Raw genomic sequence first — 18647 nt, 5'->3', positions numbered from 1 at the left:
GACGGCCCCAAGCGCTAGCCTTCGCAAAAAGCGCCCCGGGAGGACCAATGACCAGCACTGTGCCCGTCGTCACCGACATCGCGTATCAGGATCTGCTCGACGACCCCTATCCGATCTTCCGCCGCCTGGGCGAGCTGGCGCCGGCGGTGTTCGTCGAGCCCGCGAGGCTGACGCTGGTGACGCGGTTCGACGACATCGTGCGGATCGAGCGCGATCCCGCGACCTACTCGGCCGACAATCCCACCTCGCTGGTCAACAAGGTGATGGGGCCGACCTTCATGCGCAAGGACGGCGCCGAGCACGCGATCGGCCGCAAGGCGATCGAGCCCTCGTTCCGCCCGGCCACGATCAAGGAGTATTGGGCGCCGAAATTCACCGCGATCGCGCAAGAGCTGATCGATGACCTGTCCGCTGCCGATGAGCCCGATCTGTTCTCAGCGCTCGCCGCGCCGATGGCTTCGCGCAGCCTGATGACGATGATCGGCTTTCGCGCGATGCCGTGGCAGATCCTGGCCGACTGGTCGCAGGCGCTGATCGACGGCGCGGGCAATTACACAGCCGATGCCGGGATCGAGCGCAAGGCGATGCAGGCGAGCGCCGATGTCGACGCCGCGATCGACGCGGTGCTCGACGATCACCGCAGCCACCCCAATCCCTCGATCCTGTCCTCGATGGTCAACGCCGATCCGCCGATGCCGATCGAGGGCATCCGCGCCAACATCAAGGTGATCATCGGCGGCGGACTGAACGAGCCGCGCGATGCGATCCTGACCCTCGTGCTCGGTCTCCTGCAAAACCCGGCGCAGAAGGACAGCGTGCTGGCGCAGCCGGAACTATGGCCAGCTGCGCTCGAGGAAGCGGTGCGCTGGATCTCGCCGATCGGTATGTATCCGCGCCGCGTCACCCGCGATGTCGATCTTTCCGGCACCACGCTGCCTGAGGGCCTTCAGATCGGGCTCTGCGTCGGCGCGGCGAACCGCGACGGCAATCGCTTCGCCGAGCCCGATCGTTTTGACGTGACGCGACCGAAGCAATCGCATCTGGCGTTCGGCGCCGGACCGCATTTCTGTGCCGGCACCTGGGTGTCGCGGCTCACCGTCGGCAAGATCGTGGTGCCGATGCTGTTCGCGCGCTTGCCCAATTTGCGCCTCCGCGCGGAGGCGCCGCCTGTCGTCCGCGGCTGGGTGTTCCGCGGACCGGTGACGCTGCCGGTGCGATGGGATGCGTGAGGTCGTCCGGGACGCGGACTCATTAAGCTGCAGCCACGGCCTGATTGACGCGCGTTGAACGAAGGCAAGGTAGTCGGCGGCAAGCCTGCCTTAGCGCGTCGCTACCAGACATTGTTCGATCCCGTTGAAGAACCTCTCGACCCGGTTGCTTGGGAGTTTGAATCACGGGGATCCGGCAGGACGCAACGCTCTCGGCCCGGCCCCGGCCTACGGGCAGAAGCGGACATCACCCGTCGGCTCCCCCGCTCAATTCGTCGAAAATGGCCCAAAGCGGACGTGTTTGAGCGTGCAGAAGTTGCCAATTCCAGGAGAACTCGCGTATGCACTATGTGTAGGGTCGTAGTGTGAGCAATTTAAATGGCGATAGAGCTGAGGGGCGCGAGCGGCGAGGGATTTGCGACGATCGCCGTTGACGGTCGCGTGTTGGATTCCTGGTTCCTTCAGCTGCGCCTGGTCGCGGAGGCCGGCAACGCGGCAACGGTACGGCTGACGAAGGACGAGATCAACAGATCGTTGGGTGGGTCGGCAGACGGATATGCGCGACACGACGACGTCCGCAATGTCGACATCGTTCCAATCCGTACGGAAGTTGGCTCCCTTGCATCTGCGCCGACTGATGCGCACGACGCATATCTTCGACTCCATCTACTGAGCCACCGGCTCGTTCAGCCGAATTGCCTGAACCTTGATGGAATTTTCAGTCTGTTACCTAACGTTGCCTGGACGACCCTCGGTCCCTGTGAATGCTCCCGTGTACCGGAAGCACGACTGATGGCACGAAAGCGTGCGCTCGCGTTTGAGGTGACAGGCGTGGACAAGTTTCCGCGCATGACTGACTATGTAACGCCTGCGGACGTGAGAATTGCGGATGCGGATCGCGTAAGGCTCGGAGCCTACTTGGCTCCGGGCACGACCGTCATGCATGAAGGCTTTTGCAATTTTAATGCAGGTACGCTCGGTCCCTGCATGGTCGAAGGCCGGATAAGCGCTGGTGTGGTTGTGGGAAGCGGCAGCGACGTTGGTGGCGGAGCGTCGATCATGGGCACTCTGTCCGGAGGCGGGAAAGAGCGGATTACAGTTGGTGAACGCTGCCTGATCGGCGCCAACGCCGGTATCGGCATTTCATTGGGTAACGATTGTATCGTCGAGGCGGGCTGTTATGTCACGGCAGGCGCGCGCATCCTTTTGGAAGATGGCCGAGTGCTGAAAGCCAAAGAACTCTCAGGCCAGAAGGGCCTTCTGTTTCGTCGCAATTCCCAGAGCGGCGCTCTCGAGGCAACCAGACGCACAGAAAATTGGGACGGCCTCAACTCGCAACTTCACGGCTAGGCAGCTCACTCGAAGACGTCGCCGGCGACATGTGGCGCGTCAGCGACGTCGCCTTCTGGCCCCTCGCGTCATTTGCTGCTGCTGCACAAGGCGGCCGTTAGCGGAGCGCAGCGGACATCATGAGAACTCATGAGTACGCGCACTGGCTCGTCATTGCGAGCCAACGGGTCGCGCGAACGCGCGCCCGATGACAGGCTCCGCGAAGCAATCCATCTCTTCGCTCGCTGAAGCATGGATTGCTTCGTCGCCGCGCTCCCTTGCGCAAACGCTTCGCGTTTGTCGCAGGCAATGACGGTTGAATTTGCGACGCAGACAGCGTGCATCACGCCGCCAGCGCGTCCTCCACGATCTTCACGAAATACGAGGTGCCGTAAACGATCGCCTCGTCGTTGAAATTATAGGCGGGGTGATGAAGACCGGCGCTGTCGCCGTTGCCGCAGAAGATGAAGGCGCCGGGCCGCGCTTCCAGCATGTACGAAAAATCCTCGCCGCCCATCAGCGGCGGCATCGGATGCACGTTGCTGTCGCCGGCCACTTCCTTGGCGATCCGGGTCGCGAATTCGGTCTGCGACGCGTGGTTGACGGTCACGGGATAGCCGCGCTTGTAGTCGAGATCGATCCGGGCGCCGGTCAATTGAGCCACGCCTTTGACCACTTCGCCGATGCGCTTCTCGATCAATTGCCGGACCTCCGGGGTCAGGGTGCGGACGGTGCCGCGCAAGACCGCGGTCTGCGGAATCACGTTGCGGGCATTGCCGGCGTGGAATTCGCAGATCGAGATCACGGCGGAATCGAGCGGATCGACGCTGCGCGACACGATCGACTGCAGCGCGGTGATCAGTTGCGCGCCGACCATCACCGAATCGATGCATTTGTGCGGCCGCGCGGCGTGGCCGCCGAGCCCCTCGATGTTGATATTGACCTCGTCGGTGGACGCCATGATCGGACCGGAGCGGATCGCGAACGAGCCGATCGCAATCCCCGGACCGTTGTGCATGCCGTAAACCTGCTGGACGCCGAAGCGGTCCATCAGGCCGTCCTTGATCATGGCGGCCGCGCCGGCCCCACCCTCCTCGGCCGGCTGGAAGATCACGACCGCATCGCCGGCGAAATTGCGCGTCTCGGCGAGATAGCGCGCCGCGCCGAGCAGCATCGCGGTGTGGCCGTCGTGGCCGCACGCGTGCATCTTGCCCGGCGTCTTCGAGGCGTAAGGCAGGTTGGTTTCCTCGTGGATCGGCAGCGCGTCCATGTCGGCGCGCAGGCCGATCACCTTGACGTCGCCTTTGGCCGCCCCCTTCTTGCCCTTGATGACCCCGACCACGCCGGTTTTGCCAAGCCCGGTCACGACCTCGTCGCAGCCGAATTCCCGCAGCCGGTCGGCCACGAATGATGCAGTGCGGTGCACGTCATACAGCAGTTCGGGGTTTTCATGGATGTTGCGGCGCCAGGCCTGGATATCGGGTTGCAGATCGGCGACGCGGTTGACGATGGGCATGAGAATTCTGGCCTCAGAGGTTGGACGTAAGACTTGTCTAGCATGCAAGAGCCGGTCCACCCAACAGATGTGGCATGCCTCCGGCCTGGGTCCTGCATTCGCAAATAAGATGCCGAATGTGCCCAGGACATGGGGGCTGGGCGACCTTGCGTCCGTTCGCCAATGTCTGGCCCGACGGGATCGCATCCGACCAAAGCCCAATAGTGCCGGGGATTTCTCATGCGGATACTACTTCAGGTTTCCGCACCGAAATCCTCCAGCCTTCAAAGAAGGGCGCGGCTGCATGACGCCGGATCAAGCGGTCTTGTTCTCCACCGTCATCCTGCTGGTGCCGATGGGCTACTTCCTGCTCGCGGCTCCCGCGTTCCTGCTCGTGAAGCTCGACGTCCCGCCCGTCACCCGCCTGCTGCGCGGCATGTTCAATGCCTATTTCCTGGTGCTGACGGTCTCGGGTGTAATCGGGACGCTCGCCTTTGCCGCGGCGGGCCGGCCGGCCGTCGCGCTTGGCATCGCCTTGATCGCGGCGTTCGCGGTGCTGGCGCGCCGATGGTTCCTGCGGCGGCTCGATGCCGAGGCGAACGCGAGAGACCTTGGCGATCCCACCGCGGTGCGGCGGCTCCGCCGGCTGCATTGGGGCGGCATGCTGTGCAATGCGGTTCAGGTCTTCGTTCTGGTCGGCGGCATTCCCTATATGGCGCCGCTGCCTTGATCGGGCGTTGCTCCGCCGATCCCATATCCGCTTGGGGCGCGCAAGATTGGAAGCCGCGTCCGCTTTGCCCTCGAAGCGCGGCGCAGAGCAAGATCCGTTCTCGCCTGCTCGCTATGCGTCGCGTTTCCGATGCGGATCGTATTTCGAAAGTACGTCTTTGAGGTAATCCCGGCTCTTCCATTCCGGTGCGGGCGGCTCGTAGCCGGGCCGAGGAACGAACGGATTCGCCGCCACATCCGCTGACGCGCCCATCATGTCCGGAATGTAGCGCGGGCAATTCGGGAAGATTTCGCATTTGACGCTGACGACAAGCTTCGCACCATGATGCCGGGCAAGCGTTTCCGCGCCGTCGTGGATCGTTGCCTTGCCTCGGATGCGCGCGCGAAACGTCTTGCCGTCGAGGCGCACAAACAGCAACCCGACGTTCGGGTTGCGGTGAATATTGCCGAGCGTGCGGTACATGTTGTTGCCGTCATACTCGGGGTATTCAAGCGTGTCGGGCCCGGTGATCTTCACGAAGCCGGGATCGCCACAACGCATCGAACAATCGACATTGTCCTGATAGCTCGTTGCAATGAAAAAGAACCGCGTCTCCTCGATGAGCTTGCGCTCCTGTTCCCAGAATTCGAAGTGGAGGCGATGCTTCTCGAGGCCGTCGGCGACGCGACGACCGTCGAAGCGGTCCTGCAACTCACGCATTCCGTCGTGGTAGAAAGGGGCGCGAACGGGATCTGCCACAGGACTCCTCCAGCAAGTTGAGCAACCGATCTGCAAGTTTTTGCACGGCGAGAACATGCGGCGCAGCGGCAGCAGAATCTCCTGGGCGCGCCCGGCCGCAGGTGGCTAATTTCCTCGCGCCTGCCGGTCGAACGCGCTCAACACGGCAAGCGTCATGGCCTCGACGCCGGTCTTGATGGTCGGCTCCGGTACCGGCGCGAACAGCGGCGAGTGGTTGGTCGGCAATGGCGGGCCGCTGCCCGCCCGCGCCGCGGCGACGCGCTCCGGCTCGTAGACACCGATGTTGAAGAACATCGACGGCACACCGGCGCTGACGAATTCCGAATAATCCTCGCTGGGCGTGCCGGGCGGCGAGGTTGCGAACCTGTCGCCAAACGCCGCCTTCAGCACCTTTTCCGCCGTGCCGACCACGTCGGGATCGTTGATCACGGCCTTGGTCCCTTCGGCGAGGTTGATCTCAGGCTCCGGCGCATTCGACATGACGGCGACCGCCCTCGCCGTCCGCTCGATGCCTGCAAGCATTTTGGCGCGCACCTCGGGCTTGAAGGTGCGAATGGTGCCGAGCAGCACCACATCATCAGGAATGATATTTGACGCGGTGCCGCCGTGAATTGCGCCGATGCTGACCACGCCGAATTCGGTCGGGTCCTTTTCGCGGCTGATCACGCTCTGAACATCGACGACAAAGCGCGCGGCCATCATCACGGGATCGATCGTCGCCTGCGGTACCGCACCGTGCCCACCGCGGCCACGGAATTTGATGTAGAGGCCATCGGCGGCGGACGAGCCGATCCCGACGCGATAGCGCACTGTTCCGTAGGCGAACGGGCCATCGTGCAAGGCGAAGCCGAAATCCGGCTTTGGAAACCTCGTGAACAGACCATCCGCCAGCATCGCCTTGGCGCCCGCCACGATCTCTTCAGCCGGCTGGGCGATGAACATCAGCGTGCCGTGCCACTGGTCTTTCAGGCCGACCAGCGTCTTGGCCGTCCCCACCCAGCTCGCCATGTGGACGTCGTGGCCGCAGCTGTGCGCCACGAAGGTTTCCCGTCCCTGCCAGTTGGTCTTGTCGTGGCTGGCATAGGGAAGCCCGGTCTTCTCCTCCATCGGCAGCGCATCGAGCTCGGTGCGCACCATGATGGTGGGGCCCTCGCCGTTCCTGTGGATCGCGACCAGCCCGGTCTTGCCGACATGCTCCGTCACCTCGAAGCCCAGCGCCCGCATCTCGGCAGCCAGTTTGGCCGCGGTCTTCTCCTCCTGAAAAGCGATCTCGGGATGGGCGTGAAGATCCTTGTAGAGCGCGTCGAGTTTCGGATAGTCGGTCTCGACCGACTTCTCGATTGCACCCTTCAGCGCGACGACATCCAGTTCGGCATTGGCGCGGTGCGGCAATGAAGCGCAGAGCGCGGCGGACGCAAGCAGCGTGAGAACAATCTTGTTCATGGCAATCGCTCCAACCGAAACCCGGATATTGCATCCCGAACGCCAGGCCGGGCTCGGCTCCGCGATCTAAGCAGGCAAGGCGATTGGAAACAATGACTGATCGAGAGCGTGTGCGCGCCTAGCACGAGCTGAGCATCTGGCTGCGGATCTCCTGTGCGGTGCGGCGCAGCGGCAGCAGAAATTTCTTGCGCGCGCCGGCCTCGCTGACCGTGCCGGAGATCGTGTTGACGCTGAGCGCTGCGACCACCGCGCCGGCCGGATCGCGCAGCGGCACGGCGATGCCGCAGATCGCCGGATCAAGCTCGCCATCGACCCAGGCATAGCCGTCGCTCTCGACCCGCGCGAGCGATTCGCCGAGACGCTCCGGATCGGTCACGGTGCGCGGCGTGACCTGCTTGAAGCCGCCGGTCGCAAGATAGGCCTCGCGGGCGCCAGGCGGCAGCGCCGCGAGCATGACGCGGCCGAGCGACACCAGATGCGCCGGGAGGCGGCTGCCGACGCCGAGATTGGCCGACAGGATCCGCCGCGCCGGCAGGCGTAGCGCATAGACGATCTCGTCCTCGTCGAGCACCGCCATCGCGCAGGACTCCCCGATCTCGTTGCGCAAATTCTCCAACGCACGCTGCGCATGCGCCCAATAAGGCAGCGCATTGAGATAGGACAGGCCGAGCCCGAGCGCGCGCGGCCGCAGGCTGAAATAGCGTCCGTCGGAGGCGCAGTATTTCAGCGCCACCAGGGTCGCAAGAATGCGGCGCGCGGTGGCGCGGTTGAGACCGGCGGTGTCGGCGGCCTCCGCCAGCGTGTGCCGGCCCGGCGGCTTGCCGAGCGCCTCGATGATCGAGAAGCCGCGCGCGATCGCGCGCACGAAGCCGTCACTCTCTTTGCTCATGGCGTCATCTTGGTGGGGGCGTCGTCCTGCTCTTCACATCGCAGCCCGCATGGCTGCCTGCACATGACGCGGCGGTGCCCGCTTGTCAGGGGCTCCCGACCGCGCTAGCGTCAATTCACACAGCGAATGAACTGTTCGCTTGGCGAACTGCATAGCAGGAGGATTCTCGATGGCGCAAGCAGAAAGTTCTGCGGCCACCCCGTTCGAAACCGATTTCTGGAAGGACGCGAAGCTGCGCAAGGTGTGGGACGACATCGTCCCCGGCGAGCCGCGCAAGACGCTGCCCTACAAGCTGACGCAGGAGGCGATCGCGCTGTACTGCCGGGCGGTCGGCGAGACCAACCCGCTCTATCTCGACGAGACCGCCGCGAAGGCCGGGCCTTATGGCGGGCTGATCGCGCCGCCCGCGATCCATATCCTGTTGATGTTCGCCTGCACGCCGGCCGACGACTGGATGCGCTCGCCGGGTACCGTCAATGCCGGGCAGTCGTGGAGCTACAACATCCCTGCCCGTCCCGGCGACACCATCACCCTGCAGGCCCGCGCGCTCGACAAGTTCATCAAGCGCGAGCGGCTGTTCGTGGTGCACGACAACGTCTTCTTCAACCAGCATGGCGACGTGATCTGCTCGGGTCGCGGCCAGACCATCCGTCCGATGTAAGGAGGATCACGATGACCTCAGCGAATTTCGATGCTCTCAAGGCCGGCGATACCATCGACGGCCCCGCTTTCGCCGTCTCGCGCGAATCGATCCGCCTGTTCTGCGATGCATCGCTCGACTACAACCCGCTGCATCTCGACGACAACTACATGAAGGGCGACTTCGGCAAGACCAATTTCGGCGGCATCATCATGCATGGCATGAACAATTTCGGCCTGATCTCGCGCATGCTGACCGACTGGGCTCTGCCTGCCGGCGCGATCCATCGAAGGCTCGAGACGCGCTGGCTGAAGCCGGTGAAGCCCGGCGACACGATCCGCCCGGCCGGCACCATCAAGGCCAAACAGACCACCGCGAAGTCACGCTGGGTGCTGGTCGATGTCGCCGTGCAGAACCAGCGCGGCGAGACGGTCGCGGCCGGCGAAGCGATGCTGGAGTTTCCCAGCGCGAAGGCGAGCTAGCGGGACGATCGAGAGCGCGCGGCGGGCTCCGCTTCACCTCGCCTCGCCCCGCCTGCGGGGAGAGGTCGGAACGCATCGTCAGATGCGTTCCGGGTGAGGGGGAGCCTCCGCGGGCTCAGCCGCATTATGCGGAGACAGCCCCTCACCCCAACCCTCTCCCGGTAAGAACGGGGCGAGGGAGCCAACCGCCATCGTCGCGCTAAGCGACTCAACAATCAAAAGAATCATTTGGAGGTTTCAATGCAGGATGCGGCCCATTCGCGGCTCTATGGACGGTTCGCCTGGCGCCTGATCCCGTTCCTGCTGGCGTGCTACACGGTTGCGATCATCGATCGCTTCAACATCGGCTTTGCCAAGCTGCAATTCCTGCACGATTTGAACATTGATGACGCCGTGTTCGGGCTGGCCGCCGGCATCTTCTCGGTCGGCTATGTCGCGCTCGAAGTGCCGAGCAATCTGCTGCTGGTCAGGATCGGCGTCCGCAAGACGCTGCTGCGGATCATGCTGCTGTGGGGCGCTGTGACCGTGCTGCTCGCGCTGGTGCAGAACCAGTATCACCTCTATCTGCTGCGCTTCCTGCTCGGCGCCGCCGAGGGCGGCTTCTTCCCCGGCATCCTGTATTACCTGACGCTGTGGTTTCCGGACCGCGTGCGCGGCCGCATGACCAGCCTGTTCGTGATGGCGGTGCCGCTCGGCGGCGTCATCGCGGGACCGCTGTCGGGCCTGATCATGGATCACATGCAGGGCGTCCATGGCCTGCATGGCTGGCAGTGGCTGTTCATCCTCGAAGGCGTTCCCGCCGTGCTGCTCGGCATCGCCGCGTATCTTTATCTCGCCGACGGGCCACAGGCCGCGAACTGGCTCAGCGCCGACGAGCGACGGCTGGTCGCAAGCGATCTCGCCCGCGACCGCGCCGCCGTTCCCGGCACCACGCGCAGCTTCGTGGCGGCGCTGCGCGAGCCGCGCGTCTATCTCTTGTCCTTCATCTATTTCGCGTTCTTCTGCTCGCTCAACACCATCCTGCTGTGGACGCCGACGCTGCTCAAGCGCGTCGGCGTGGCGACCACCACCGAGATCGGCTGGCTGAGCGGCGCGATCTCGGTCGCCTCGGCGATCGGCATGGTCGCGATCGGCTACAGCTCCGATCGCACGCGGGAACGGCGCTGGCACGTGGTCTGCTGCGGTCTCGTCGCAGCGGCGTGCTTCATCGCCTTGCAGGCCGCGCAAGGCAGCATCCTGCTGACCGTGACGCTGCTCGCCATCGCCTCGATCGGCATCTTCGCGATTCTCTCCCTGTTCTGGACCATTCCGAACGCGATGCTGGAAGGCAGCGCCGCGGCGGGCGGTATCGCGCTGATCAGCGCGATAGGCTCGTTCGGCGGCGCGGTCTGCCCTGCCCTGATCGGCTGGATGAATGTCGCGACCGGGAGCATCTACACACCGCTCGCCCTGGTCGGCGCCGTGCTCGCGATCGGCATGCTGACGCTGATCGTCTGTGTGCCGCGGCCTGGACCCGAGGTCACGCTCGCCGAACCGAGCCGTCCCTGATCATCCAGCGCACGCCCGGCGCCGTCGGCCGGGCTTGTCTCGACCGGCTGCGTCTGGATAGAACTCGATTCTGACTCTGTCAGAACCGAGTTCTATTTTCTTGTATTGACGCGTTTTCTTCACGCGAACCGGGCTCCACTTCGCTCGAAAACGCTATAGAAGGACGTCAACAAAAGACGCTTGCCGGGAACGAGGACATGCCGCGAAGGCTCGAAGGTGATTTCGACTACATTATCGTCGGCGCAGGCACGGCGGGCTGCATCATGGCCAACCGCCTGTCGGCCGATCCGAAGAAGCGCGTGCTGCTGCTGGAAGCCGGCGGCAAGGACAATTGGATCTGGTTTCACATTCCGGTCGGCTATCTCTTCGCGATCGGCAATCCGCGCTCGGACTGGATGTTCAAGACCGAGGCCGAGCCCGGCCTGAACGGCCGCGCGCTCGCCTATCCGCGCGGCAAGGTGATCGGGGGCTCGTCGGCGATCAACGCCATGATCTCGATGCGCGGCCAGGCCGCGGACTACGATCACTGGCGCCAGCTCGGTCTCGCCGGGTGGAGCTACAGCGACGTGCTGCCGGCATTCAAGCGGCTGGAGGATCACTTCCTCGGCGAAAGCGAGCATCATGGCGTCGGCGGGGGCTGGCGCATCGAAGCGCCGCGGCTGTCGTGGCAGATCCTCGACGCGGTCGGCGATGCCGCCGAGGAGATGGGCATCAAGCGCATCCCTGACTTCAACACCGGCGACAACGAAGGCACCAGCTACTTCCACGTCAACCAGAAGCGCGGGCGGCGCTGGTCGTCGGCGCGCGGCTTCCTCAAGCCGGTGCTGAACCGCGGCAACCTCAGGCTCGAGACCGACGTGCTGGTCGACCGCCTGATCATCGAGAGCGGCCGCGCCGCCGGCGTGCTGTTCCGTCAGGGCAACGAGACGGTAGAAGCGCGCGCCAAAGGCGAAGTGATCCTCTGCGCCGGCTCGATCGGCACCACGCAGGTGCTGCATCGTTCCGGCATCGGCCCGTCCGAATGGCTGTCGCCGCTCGGCATCGACATCGTGGCTGACGTGCAGGGCATCGGCCACAATCTGCAGGACCATCTGCAGCAGCGCGCGATCTACAAGGTATCGGGCGTGCGCACGCTGAACGAGACCTACTACAACCTCGTGCGCCGCGGCCTGATGGGCCTCGACTACGCGTTCCGCCGCCGCGGGCCACTGACCATGGCGCCGTCGCAGCTCGGCATCTTCACGCGCTCGGATGCGACGCGCTCGCGCGCCAACATTCAGTTCCACGTGCAGCCGCTGTCGCTCGACAAGTTCGGCGATCCGCTGCATCGCTTCCCGGCAATCACGGTGAGCGCCTGCAATCTGCAGCCGACCTCGCGCGGCACGGTGCGGATCCGCTCGACCGCGCCCGACGACAAGCCGTCGATCGCGCCGAATTACCTGTCGACCGAGGACGACCGCCAGGTCGCGGCCGACGCGATCCGCACCACGCGCAGACTGATGAAGCAGAAGGCGCTGGAGAAATATCGTCCCGAGGAATTCCTGCCCGGCCCCTCGGTCGGCGACGACGACGCTTCGCTCGCCAAGGCCGCCGGCGACATCGGCACTACGATCTTCCATCCCGTCGGCACCGCGAAGATGGGAACGGCAAACGATCCGATGGCCGTGGTCGACGAGCGCCTGCGCTTCTACGGCCTCAACGGCCTGCGCATCGCGGATGCCTCCGTGATGCCGACCATCACCTCCGGCAACACCAACACGCCGACCGCGATGATCGCCGAGAAGGCCGCGGCGATGATCCTGCAGGATGCACGATAGAGCGACGATGAACTCCCGGAAGCGCATTCTCGTTGGCGATGCCGGCGCGCAGATCGCGCTGGCACGATGGGGCGAGCCGGCCTCCGGCAAGCCGCCGGCGCTGTTGCTGCACGGCACCGGCTTTGTCGCCGAAGTGTGGACCGAGGTCGCGGAAGCGCTGGCCGCCGACTACACCGTTTATGCGCTCGACCGCCGCGGCCATGGCCTGAGCCACAAGCCGCCGGCCGACCGCTACCATTTCCAGGATTTCGCCGACGATGTCTGCATGGTGGTCGAACGCCTCGATCTCCATGACATCTACGGCATCGGTCACAGCGCCGGCGCGACCGACCTGATGCTCGCAACGAAGCTGATGCCGGACCGCTTCGCGCGGCTGTTCGTGACGGAGCCGACCGCGATGGATCCGCGCGCGCCGCGGACCGGCGGCTTGAGCGAGATCGCGAATGCATCGGTGCAGGGCGTGCTGCGCCGCCGCGCCGAATTCGACAATGCCGACGATTTGTTCCGGCGATTGCGCGAAGCACCGGCGTTCGCGCCGTGGACCGAGCCGTCGCTGTGGGCCTATGTCCATCACGGTTTTGCGCGGCTCGGCGACGGCCGCATGCAGCTACGCTGCACGCCTGAAATCGAGTCGGCGCTGCTTGGGCCGATCTTCCAGGCCATGGAGCAGATCTACACCGGCGATGCGCGCGGCAATCCGTTCCCGTGGTTCTCCGATATCGCTTGCCCGGTCTGCATCGCCACGGCGCAGCAGTCATGGCCGGTCTACAAGGAGATGGCCGACCGCGCCGCCGTCCTGATCCCGCACGCCAGCCGCTGGACGTTCGAGAACGTCGGGCATTGCGTCGCGCAGGAGGCGCCGGGGTTGATGGTTGCGGCGCTCAGGGCATTTGACGCGCAAGCCGGGTAGCACCAGCCAAACGCCCGCCAAAAGAAATCGCCGTCCCCTTGCGGGGGACGGCGGAAGCCACTCACGCAGTACTGGAACGTTTATTAGTGTTCGCCGTGGTGCTCGGCGTGATGCCGGCTCGCCTCGGTGTGGTGATGCTGGGCATGGCTGGCGTGACCATGGGCGCTGTGCGCGTGATGTGCCGCCTTGTGGTGATCGCCGGCTTCGTGGTGCTTGGCGGCTTCGCGGTGATGACGCGCCGCGTGTTCGTGATGCTCAGCTGCCTTGTGATGATGCTCAACGCCTGCGTGGTCGCTCATGAAGATCTCCCGGTGTGGCGAATGAAGTCCGCCATTCTTATGCAGGAGCGCTGACATTATGCTGACGGCTGCAAGACAGCTTTGTTGCGGTTGTTCATCTATGTTGCGGGACCTCGCCATGTTGCGGCGCGCGTCAGCGCCGCTACGCACATCGGCCGCCGCTCATTCCGGCGGCGGAAAGCGCTCGACGGTCGGCAGCTCATGCGCCGCTTCCATCCAGCGCAGCCGCTCCGCGACCTGGATATGCATCGTGACTGGCACCGCATCGGGATCGTCATAGGTGCCGCTCTGGATGTCGATGAACCCGGGCAACATGTTGCCATTGGTGTAGAAAAGCCCGGTACCGCAGTTCGCGCAGAAATGCCGCCGGCCATGCTCGGAGGACCGGTAGATGCTGGGCTGCCCCTTGGTCACCTTGACCATGCCTTCTGCGACCATCACCCAGCCGACCATCGGCGCGCCGGCATGGCGCCGGCAATCGGTGCAATGACACAGCGCATGGACGACCGGTTTCCCGGTCACCTCGTAACGAATCTCGCCGCAGTGACAGCCGCCGGTAACGCCAGCCATGTTTTCCTCCGACCGATCAGTGGTTTGCCGGGTCGATAGCGTTGCAGGCCCCAAACTTTTAATGGCGCATCTTGCCCTTGCGTCCACCTGTCGCGCCGGCCGTATGGCTGTCCGGCTTTCCGGCTCTCACGAAATCGTCATCCCGACCCTCAACCCCCTCCAAAGCCCGGGAATAAACCCTTAGGCCCGCCGATCACCTTCCCGGAAACCCAATCCCTGGGCCCAACGGGAGACTTGCTATGAGCGGACACGATCACGACCACCACGATGAAGAGAAGGGCGTCAGCCGACGCAAGGTGCTGGAATGCATGACCTGGGCCGGCACCGGCGTACTCTGGACGGTTACCGGCGGCGTGCCGCATTCGCTCGGCATCGTCGGCTCGGCGGCCGCAGCCGAAGCGACCACCGGTATGACCTTCATGCAGATCAGCGACAGCCATGTCGGCTTCGACAAGCCGGCCAACCCGAATGCCATCGGCACGCTTGAGGAGGCCATCAACAAGGTTCGGGCGATGCAGGTCAAGCCGTCGTTTATGATCCACACCGGCGACATCACGCATCTGTCGAAGGCGTCCGAATTCGATGACGCCGATCGCATCATCTCGCAGGCCAAGCTCGACGTGCATTACGTGCCGGGCGAGCACGATTTCATCGACGAAGAGGTCAAGCTCTACAAGGAGCGTTACGGCAAGGGCACCAAGGGTCCGGGCTACTACTCCTTCGACGCAGGCGGCGTGCATTTCGTTGGCCTCGTCAACGTCGTCGACCTCAAGGGCGGCGGCCTCGGCAATCTCGGCAACGAGCAGCTGGAATGGCTCGAGAACGACCTCAAGGGCCGCTCGAAGTCGACGCCAATCGTGCTGTTCGCCCACATCCCGCTGTGGACGGTCTATCCGCAATGGGGTTGGGGTACCGAGGACGGCGCCCGCGCACTGGAGTACGTCAAGGGCTTCGGCTCGGTCACCGTGCTGAACGGCCACATCCACCAGGTGATGCAGAAGGTCGAGGGCAACGTCACCTTCCACACCGCGCGTTCGACGGCCTTCCCGCAGCCCGCGCCGGGTGCCGCCCCCTCGCCCGGCCCGATGAAGGTCGAGGATGCCAAGCTGCGCAGCATGCTCGGCGTCGCCAGCATCAACTTCAAGCAGAACAGCCAGCCGCTGGCGATCATCGACACACCGCTGCAGGGCTGAGGCACAAGGCTGAGGGAAGAGACCGATGAGTTCGATCAATCGACGCGATTTCGGTATAGCCGTGGTCGCGACCATGCTGCTTCCTGTCACGGCGGCCCGCGCCGAAGACGTCGCGGTCCACATCGACAACTTCTCGTTCGCGCCGAACCCGCTCGAGGTGAAGGTCGGCACCACCGTGACCTGGACCAACCGCGACGACATCCCGCACACCGTGGTGTGTGCGGGCAAATTCCGCTCCAAGACCATGGATACCGACGGCACCTTCTCGTTCACCTTCACGGAGCCCGGCGAGTACAAGTATTTCTGCTCGCTGCATCCGCACATGACAGGCAGTATCAAGGTTGGGTAACGTGACCAGCCATACAATCACAGCGATGCCCGGCCGGTGGCCCTCCGCCCCCGGCCGGGCACAAGCCGTCTCTCGACATGCCGGGCAGGACACGATGGTTGTCAAAGCGTCGCAAGACGATCCCGAAAAAGCGCGGCGCTTCCGCGAAGCCGCACTGCCGTACCTTGACGACGCCTATACCCTGGCACGCTATTTGTTGCGCGATGCCGCCGACGCCGAGGATGCGGTGCAGGAATGCTATCTGCGCGCCTACAAGCATTTCGACAGCTACCGTGGACCTGCGATGAAGCCGTGGCTGTTTGCGATCCTGCGCAATGTCTGCCGCGCCGAATATGCACGCCGCAAGACCGCCCCCACCGCGGTCGAGGAGCTGCCCGAGGGCGGCGATCAGACCCCGCTGTGGAACGAGGCGCCGGAGACACCGGAAAAGCAGCTGCTGCGTCGCTTCGACGGCGACACCGTGCGCAAGCTGGTCGCGGCGCTCGCCGAGCCGTTCCGCGAGACCTTTGTGCTCAGGGAAATCCAGAATCTTTCTTACCGCGAGATCGCCGATGTCGCCGCCGTGCCTGTCGGCACCGTGATGTCCCGCCTCGCACGCGCCCGCGCCATGCTGCGATCGGCCTGGCTCGCGGAACAGGAGCAAGTGAAATGAACTGCGAGGAGACCGAAGTGCTGGTCCACGCGCTGATCGACGGCGAACTCGATGCCGGCCATGCACGCGAAGTGGAAGCCCATATCGAGGGTTGCGCGCATTGCGCCGCCCTGATGAAGGAATATCAGGAGATCCGCCAGGCGATCGCCGAGAGCGATGTGCGCTACAAGGCACCGCTCGAGCTGCGCCGCAAGATCGAGAAGGCGTTGCCGCAGCCGCAGGCGGCGCCGACCCGGCGCTCGGTGCTGCGCGGCTTCGCGATGGGCTCCGCCGTGTCGGCGATGGCCGCGACGGGCCTCGTCGCGATCGTGCTCCGCAATGACGACGAGCAGCGCATCGAGAACGAGGTGGTGTCGGCGCATCTGCGCTCGCTGCAGGCCGGCCACCTGATCGACGTGGTCTCGACCGATCAGCATACGGTCAAGCCCTGGTTCAACGGCAAGCTCGACGTCTCGCCGCCGGTGATCGATCTCACCGCACAGGGCTTTACCCTGATCGGCGGCCGGCTCGACTACGTCAACGCCCGCGAGATCGGCTCCGTGGTCTACAAGCGGCGCCAGCACGTCATCAACCTGTTCGTGGCGCAGACCGCGAGCACCGAACGGAAGTCCGCGAAGATCTCGACCTTGCAGGGCTTCAACATCCGGCGCTGGAGCGACCGCGGCCTGAACTACTGGGCAGTCAGCGATCTCGGCGCCGACGAACTGACCGAGTTCGGCGACAAGTTCGAGGGCGCGATGCGCGCGAACAAGGAAGGGTGATTTGTAGATCGGTAGGGCGGGTTAGTAGCCAACGGGTCCGCGCAAAGCGCGGCCCGATGACAGGCTCCGCGTAACCCGCCGTCAGTCTCTCGTCGGCTGCATTACGCCTTCGGCCAATCCGCCCTATGCAGTGTGACTCTACGAGTTTACGCCGACTTGCGCACCGCGTTGTCGACCAACGTCTTGCCGAGCGACCAGATCGCGCCGGGCACCTTGTGGCTGCCGGCGATCACCTCGTCGAACGATCTTTCGATCCAGCTGCAGTCCTCTTCGGTGATCACGAGCGGCGGCAGCAGCTTGATGGTGTGGAGGCCGTGGCCGGCGACCTGGGTCAGGATCTTGTGATCCTTGAACAGCGGCACCGTGATCAGCTGGCAGAACAGACCCTTGTTGGCGGTCTCCAGCAGATTCCACGACGCCTTGAGCCGCAGCGATTTCGGCGGACCGAACTCGACGCCGATCATCAGGCCCTTGCCGCGGACTTCCTTCATCAGCTCATAGCCCGGCACCATGCGCGTCAGGGCAAGGCGCAGCTCGGCGCCGCGCTTGGCGGCGTTCTCGACGAGCTTCTCGGCCTTGATGACATCGAGCGTGGCGATGCCGGCGGCCATCGCCAGATCGTTCTTGGCGAAGGTCGAGCCATGCACGACGGCGCGGTCCATCTGGTTGAAGATCTTGTCGAAGATGTTCTTGCGCGTCAGCAGCGCGCCGATCGGCACGTGGCCGCCGGAGAGCGCCTTCGCCAGCAGCACCATGTCGGGCTCGATGCCCCAGTGCTCGATCGCGAGGAACTTGCCGGTGCGGCCGATGCCCGTCTGGATCTCGTCGGCGATGAACAGCGTGCCGTATTTGCGGCACAGCGCCAGTGCGCCGGGCAGGAACTCGTCGGTGGGCATGTTGACGCCCTTGCCCTGGATCGGCTCGACGATGAAAGCGCCGACCTGGCGCGACGACAGCGCCTTTTCGAGCGCCTCGAGATCGTTGTAGGGGATCGGGGTGCAGCCCGGCAGCAGCGGCTCGAAGCCGCTGCGGAAATTCGAATCATCGGTCAGCGACAGCGCGCCGTAGGACAGGCCGTGGAACGAATGCCCGCAATAGACGATACCGGGACGGCCGGTCGCGCCGCGCGCGAACTTGATCGCCGCTTCGACGGTTTCGGCACCGGAATTGGCGAAAAACACCTTGTCCAGATATGGGACATATTCCAGAAGCCGTTCCGCGAGCACGCCGGCGAGCGTAGAGACGTCGAGCTGCACCAGATTCGGCAGATCGGCGTCGAGCACGCTCTTCAGCGCCTTGCGCAGGTCCGGATGATTGCGACCAATCGCAAAAACGCCAAATCCGCTCAATAGATCGAGGTAACGAGCCCCCTGACGATCGAAGAGGTATTGGCCTTGCCCCTTCTGGAAGCCGACGTCATAGCCGATGGTCTTGAGGACGCGAACGAGCTGCTCGTTGAGGTGACGCGTGTGCATGGCACCGCGCTGCCCCTCGCGCTCCACAAAAATCTCGGAAACGTCTAAATTGGAACTTACCATTCGTTACATACGTCGGTTGATGGCCATCTCGTCAACTTAAAACGCTCGCTAGCGGC

The 18647-nt window shown here is 64.4% G+C and carries 19 protein-coding genes; 13 read left to right on the top strand and 6 right to left on the bottom strand.

Going from position 1 to position 18647, the window contains the following annotated elements:
• Positions 1-47 precede the first annotated feature (47 nt).
• Entirely contained in the window at positions 48-1229 is a 1182-nt protein-coding gene (locus tag HU230_RS05495) for a cytochrome P450 (RefSeq protein WP_176532560.1), read from the top strand.
• 357 nt (positions 1230-1586) lie between these two features.
• On the top strand, positions 1587-2558 hold the full coding sequence (gene dapD, locus HU230_RS05490; RefSeq protein WP_176532561.1) for a 2,3,4,5-tetrahydropyridine-2,6-dicarboxylate N-succinyltransferase: 972 nt from the start codon (positions 1587-1589) through the stop codon (positions 2556-2558).
• 322 nt (positions 2559-2880) lie between these two features.
• Here the strand turns inward: dapD and HU230_RS05485 are convergent, their stop codons facing one another.
• Positions 2881-4053 carry a M20 aminoacylase family protein gene (locus HU230_RS05485; protein ID WP_176532562.1) on the bottom strand — a complete coding sequence of 391 codons (1173 nt, stop codon included), beginning with the start codon at positions 4051-4053 and terminating at the stop codon, positions 2881-2883.
• 283 nt (positions 4054-4336) lie between these two features.
• Between HU230_RS05485 and HU230_RS05480 the strand changes: the two genes are divergently transcribed.
• On the top strand, positions 4337-4762 hold the full coding sequence (locus HU230_RS05480) for a hypothetical protein (protein WP_176532563.1): 426 nt from the start codon (positions 4337-4339) through the stop codon (positions 4760-4762).
• A 111-nt stretch (positions 4763-4873) separates the two neighbouring features.
• On the opposite strand, the gene HU230_RS05475 is transcribed toward HU230_RS05480, so the two are convergent.
• The 3 genes from HU230_RS05475 to HU230_RS05465 all read right to left on the bottom strand — a co-directional run bounded on the left by HU230_RS05475 (position 4874) and on the right by HU230_RS05465 (position 7832).
• Positions 4874-5557 carry a pyridoxamine 5'-phosphate oxidase family protein gene (locus tag HU230_RS05475; protein ID WP_176532564.1) on the bottom strand — a complete coding sequence of 228 codons (684 nt, stop codon included), beginning with the start codon at positions 5555-5557 and terminating at the stop codon, positions 4874-4876.
• A gap of 48 nt (positions 5558-5605) precedes the next feature.
• Positions 5606-6943 carry an amidohydrolase gene (locus tag HU230_RS05470; RefSeq protein WP_176532565.1) on the bottom strand — a complete coding sequence of 446 codons (1338 nt, stop codon included), beginning with the start codon at positions 6941-6943 and terminating at the stop codon, positions 5606-5608.
• Between the two features lie 118 nt (positions 6944-7061).
• Complete coding sequence (locus HU230_RS05465) at positions 7062-7832, bottom strand: IclR family transcriptional regulator domain-containing protein (protein ID WP_176532566.1); 771 nt, start codon at positions 7830-7832, stop codon at positions 7062-7064.
• 169 nt (positions 7833-8001) lie between these two features.
• On the opposite strand from HU230_RS05465, the gene HU230_RS05460 reads away from it, so the two are divergent.
• The 6 genes from HU230_RS05460 (at position 8002) to HU230_RS05435 (ending at position 13582) form a co-directional block, all read left to right on the top strand.
• Positions 8002-8493 carry a MaoC family dehydratase gene (locus HU230_RS05460; RefSeq protein WP_176532567.1) on the top strand — a complete coding sequence of 164 codons (492 nt, stop codon included), beginning with the start codon at positions 8002-8004 and terminating at the stop codon, positions 8491-8493.
• Positions 8494-8504: 11 nt separating this feature from the next.
• A complete protein-coding gene (locus HU230_RS05455; RefSeq protein WP_176532568.1) occupies positions 8505-8954 on the top strand; it encodes a MaoC family dehydratase in 450 nt (149 codons plus the stop codon).
• A 240-nt stretch (positions 8955-9194) separates the two neighbouring features.
• Complete coding sequence (locus tag HU230_RS05450; RefSeq protein WP_224943013.1) at positions 9195-10502, top strand: MFS transporter; 1308 nt, start codon at positions 9195-9197, stop codon at positions 10500-10502.
• Positions 10503-10699: 197 nt separating this feature from the next.
• Positions 10700-12319 carry a GMC family oxidoreductase gene (locus HU230_RS05445; RefSeq protein ID WP_176532570.1) on the top strand — a complete coding sequence of 540 codons (1620 nt, stop codon included), beginning with the start codon at positions 10700-10702 and terminating at the stop codon, positions 12317-12319.
• 7 nt (positions 12320-12326) lie between these two features.
• The gene (locus HU230_RS05440) at positions 12327-13229 is read left to right on the top strand and encodes an alpha/beta fold hydrolase (RefSeq protein WP_176532571.1); all 903 of its coding nucleotides are present in this window, start codon (positions 12327-12329) and stop codon (positions 13227-13229) included.
• 86 nt (positions 13230-13315) lie between these two features.
• The gene (locus HU230_RS05435; protein ID WP_176532572.1) at positions 13316-13582 is read left to right on the top strand and encodes a hypothetical protein; all 267 of its coding nucleotides are present in this window, start codon (positions 13316-13318) and stop codon (positions 13580-13582) included.
• A 108-nt stretch (positions 13583-13690) separates the two neighbouring features.
• On the opposite strand, the gene HU230_RS05430 is transcribed toward HU230_RS05435, so the two are convergent.
• Positions 13691-14098 (bottom strand): GFA family protein, encoded by a 408-nt coding sequence (locus HU230_RS05430; RefSeq protein ID WP_176532573.1) that lies wholly within the window; start codon positions 14096-14098, stop codon positions 13691-13693.
• A 239-nt stretch (positions 14099-14337) separates the two neighbouring features.
• Between HU230_RS05430 and HU230_RS05425 the strand changes: the two genes are divergently transcribed.
• From HU230_RS05425 to HU230_RS05410, 4 genes are all read left to right on the top strand, one after another.
• On the top strand, positions 14338-15291 hold the full coding sequence (locus HU230_RS05425; RefSeq protein ID WP_176532574.1) for a metallophosphoesterase family protein: 954 nt from the start codon (positions 14338-14340) through the stop codon (positions 15289-15291).
• A 25-nt stretch (positions 15292-15316) separates the two neighbouring features.
• Complete coding sequence (locus HU230_RS05420) at positions 15317-15640, top strand: cupredoxin domain-containing protein (protein ID WP_176532575.1); 324 nt, start codon at positions 15317-15319, stop codon at positions 15638-15640.
• 94 nt (positions 15641-15734) lie between these two features.
• Positions 15735-16292 (top strand): sigma-70 family RNA polymerase sigma factor, encoded by a 558-nt coding sequence (locus HU230_RS05415; RefSeq protein ID WP_173641736.1) that lies wholly within the window; start codon positions 15735-15737, stop codon positions 16290-16292.
• A complete protein-coding gene (locus HU230_RS05410) occupies positions 16289-17053 on the top strand; it encodes an anti-sigma factor family protein (protein WP_176532576.1) in 765 nt (254 codons plus the stop codon). The genes HU230_RS05415 and HU230_RS05410 overlap by 4 nt, the downstream gene beginning before the upstream one ends.
• Positions 17054-17199: 146 nt before the next feature.
• Here the strand turns inward: HU230_RS05410 and hpnO are convergent, their stop codons facing one another.
• On the bottom strand, positions 17200-18591 hold the full coding sequence (gene hpnO, locus HU230_RS05405; RefSeq protein WP_176532577.1) for an aminobacteriohopanetriol synthase HpnO: 1392 nt from the start codon (positions 18589-18591) through the stop codon (positions 17200-17202).
• Between the last annotated feature and the right edge of the window lie 56 nt (positions 18592-18647).

The organism is Bradyrhizobium quebecense (genome assembly GCF_013373795.3).
GTDB classification, from domain to species: domain Bacteria; phylum Pseudomonadota; class Alphaproteobacteria; order Rhizobiales; family Xanthobacteraceae; genus Bradyrhizobium; species Bradyrhizobium quebecense.
Note: the sequence above shows the minus strand (reverse complement) of the source record. Positions and strands in the feature narration are given on the sequence as shown.